Source organism: Roseateles sp. P5_B10 (genome assembly GCF_056400485.1).
The window spans coordinates 1-3,007 of sequence record NZ_JBFULE010000647.1 but is presented as its reverse complement, the minus strand read 5'-3'; the positions used below and the strand labels follow the sequence as shown (position 1 = coordinate 3,007).

The following is a 3,007-nucleotide window of genomic DNA, read 5'->3' as shown; positions in this document are numbered from 1 at the left end:
ACAAAAGCCAGGCACGGGGCCTGGCTTGGGACCCTGCGGGCGACGTTCAGGCGACGGCGTCCGCGCTCTGGCGTTGCAGCATGGCGAGCTGGCGGGCGATGGTCTCGCGCAGCTGGCGGCGGTCCACGATCATGTCGATGGCACCCTTCTCCATCAGGAACTCGGCGCGCTGGAAGCCGGCGGGCAGCTTCTCACGCACGGTGTTCTCGATGACGCGCGGGCCGGCGAAGCCGATCAGCGCCTTGGGCTCGGCCAGCACGATGTCGCCCACGAAGGCGAAGCTGGCAGACACGCCGCCCATGGTCGGGTCGGTCAGCACACTGATATAGGGCAACTTGGCCTTGGCCAGTCGCGTCAGCGAGGCATTGGTCTTGGCCATCTGCATCAGCGAGAGCAGGCCTTCCTGCATGCGTGCGCCGCCGGTGGCGGTGAAGCAGATGAAGGGCGTCTTCTGCTCGATGGCGGTCTCGACGCCACGCACGAAGCGCTCGCCGACGACCGAGCCCATGGAGCCGCCCATGAAGTCGAACTCGAAGCAGGCGGTCACGACCGGCACGCTCATGATGGCGCCGCCCATGACGATCAGCGCGTCAGTCTCGCCGGTGTTCTCCAGCGCTTCCTTCAGGCGGTCGGGGTACTTCTTGCTGTCCTTGAACTTCAGCGCGTCGACCGGCAGCACTTCCTGGCCGATCTCGTAGCGGCCTTCACCGTCGAGGAAGGCGTCCAGGCGCGCACGGGCGCCGATGCGATGGTGGTGCGAGCACTTGGGGCAGACGTTGATGTTCTGCTCGAGGTCGGTCTTGTAGAGCACCGTCTCGCAGCTCGGGCACTTGATCCACAGGCCCTCAGGCACCGTGCGCCGGTCGGCGAGGTCGCCCTGCTGGATCTTGGGCGGGAGCAGTTTGTCGATCCAACTCATGTCAGTTCCTCTTGTCGAGTGCGGCACGGATGTCTTGGATGAACGCCGCGCCGGTCAGGGCGACATTATCGGCTGGCTGGCGCTCCAGCAGCTCGACCAGCTTGGAGCCGATGACGACCGCGTCGGAAACGTCGGCAACGGCCCGTGCCGTCGCGCCGTCGCGGATGCCAAAACCAACGCCCACCGGCACGCTGACGTGCTGGCGGATGCGCGGCACAGTCTCGGCCACGGCCGCCGTGTTCAGGTGGCCGGCGCCGGTCACACCCTTGAGCGACACGTAATACACGTAGCCGCTGGCCAGCTTGCCGACCTGGGCCATGCGCGCCTCGGTGGACGTGGGGGCGAGCAGGAAGATCGCATCCATGTCGGCAGCGCGCAGCTTGGCAGCGAACTCCTCGCATTCCTCGGGCGGGTAGTCGACGATCAACACACCGTCCACGCCGGCGTCCTTGGCGTCGGCCACGAAGGCGTCCAGGCCATAGCGTTCGACCGGGTTGGCGTAGCCCATCAGCACCAGCGGTGTCTTGCTGTTGCGGGCACGGAACTCGCGCACGAAGCCAAGCACCTTGCGCAGGCCGATACCGTTCTTCAAGGCGCGTTCACCGGCGCGCTGGATGACGGGGCCATCGGCCATCGGGTCGGAAAACGGCACGCCCAGCTCGATGACGTCGGCGCCGGCCTCGGCCATGGCCAGCAGCAGATCGACTGTTGCACTCGGGTACGGATCACCCGCGGTGACGAAGGGGATCAGCGCCTTGCGGCCGGCGGCCTTGAGCTGGTCGAAAGTGGTGGCGATGCGGCTCATTGCGCACCTCCCTTGACCATCTCGCCCGCTTGCGAAGGTCGGTCGAAATAGGCAGCGCCGGACAGGTCGGCCACGGTGCCGATGTCCTTGTCGCCCCGGCCGCTGAGGTTGACCAGCAGCACCTTGTCCTGGCCGAGCGTCGGGGCGAGCTTGATGGCATGCGCGACCGCGTGGCTGGATTCCAGCGCCGGGATGATGCCTTCGGTGCGGCACAGCCGGTGGAAGGCCGACAGTGCCTCGGCGTCGGTGACGCCGACGTATTCGGCACGGCCGATGTCCTTCAAGTGAGCGTGCTCGGGGCCGACACCGGGGTAGTCCAGGCCGGCCGAGATGGAATGCGTCTCGATGATCTGGCCATCCTCGTCCTGCAGCAGGTAGGTACGGTTGCCGTGCAGCACGCCGGGGCTGCCAGCGGTCAGCGTCGCGGCATGCTTGCCACTGGCGATGCCCTGCCCTTCTGCTTCGACGCCGATGAGCCGGACTGCCTCGTGCGGGATATAGGGGTGGAAGATGCCGATGGCGTTCGAGCCACCGCCCACGCAGGCGATGACGGCGTCCGGCTGGCGGCCGGCCAGCTCGGGCATCTGCTCCAGGCACTCCAGCCCGATGACGCGCTGGAAGTCGCGCACCATCATCGGATAGGGATGCGGGCCGGCCACGGTGCCGATGATGTAGAAGGTGTTCTCGACGTTGGTGACCCAGTCGCGCATCGCCTCGTTGAGGGCGTCCTTCAGCGTCTTGCTGCCGCTCTCCACCGGCACGACGGTCGCACCGAGCAGCTTCATGCGGTAGACATTGGGCGACTGGCGCTTCACATCCTCGCTGCCCATGTAGACGACGCACTCCAGGCCGTAGCGCGCGCAGATGGTCGCCGTGGCCACGCCGTGCTGGCCGGCGCCGGTCTCGGCGATGACGCGCGGCTTGCCCATGCGCTTGGCCAGCAGSGCCTGGCCGATGACGTTGTTGATCTTGTGYGCGCCGGTGTGGTTGAGGTCCTCGCGCTTCAGGTAGAYCTGYGCGCCRCCSAGTTCRCGGCTCAGGCGGTCGGCGTGATAGATCGGGCTCGGGCGGCCGACGAAGTGCTTGAGTTCCTTCTTGTACTCGGCGATGAACTCGGCGTCATTGCGGTAGTGGGCGTAGGCGTCCTTGAGCTGGTCCAGCGCATGGACGAGGGTCTCGGAGACGAAGCTGCCGCCGAAGGTCGCGGTGCCCGCATGGCGGAAATGCCCGGTCGCGTCGGGCTGGTCGTACTGGAACATGGTCTTCCTCTATCGGGTCAGTTC

At 66.8% G+C, this 3,007-nt stretch carries 3 protein-coding genes; all 3 read right to left on the bottom strand.

Features of this window, described 5'->3' with window-relative positions; all coding sequences use genetic code 11:
• Window positions 1–46: 46 nt before the first annotated feature.
• The 3 genes from accD to trpB are packed head-to-tail and all read right to left on the bottom strand — an operon-like array spanning window position 47 to window position 2,983.
• Window positions 47–919, bottom strand: a complete 873-nt coding sequence (accD, locus tag AC1DU6_RS25380; protein WP_056196658.1) for an acetyl-CoA carboxylase, carboxyltransferase subunit beta — start codon at window positions 917–919, stop codon at window positions 47–49.
• A gap of 1 nt (window position 920) precedes the next feature.
• On the bottom strand, window positions 921–1,724 hold the full coding sequence (gene trpA / locus AC1DU6_RS25375; RefSeq protein WP_477860471.1) for a tryptophan synthase subunit alpha: 804 nt from the start codon (window positions 1,722–1,724) through the stop codon (window positions 921–923).
• A complete protein-coding gene (gene trpB / locus AC1DU6_RS25370) occupies window positions 1,721–2,983 on the bottom strand; it encodes a tryptophan synthase subunit beta (RefSeq protein WP_477860469.1) in 1,263 nt (420 codons plus the stop codon). Before trpB ends, trpA begins: the two co-directional genes overlap by 4 nt.
• Window positions 2,984–3,007 lie beyond the last annotated feature (24 nt).

Excerpts from the sequence above, each read along its gene's own strand:
- accD (WP_056196658.1), bottom strand. The coding sequence starts at position 919 with ATGAGTTGGATCGACAAACTGCTCCCGCCCAAGATCCAGCAGGGCGAC.
- trpA (WP_477860471.1), bottom strand. The coding sequence starts at position 1,724 with ATGAGCCGCATCGCCACCACTTTCGACCAGCTCAAGGCCGCCGGCCGC.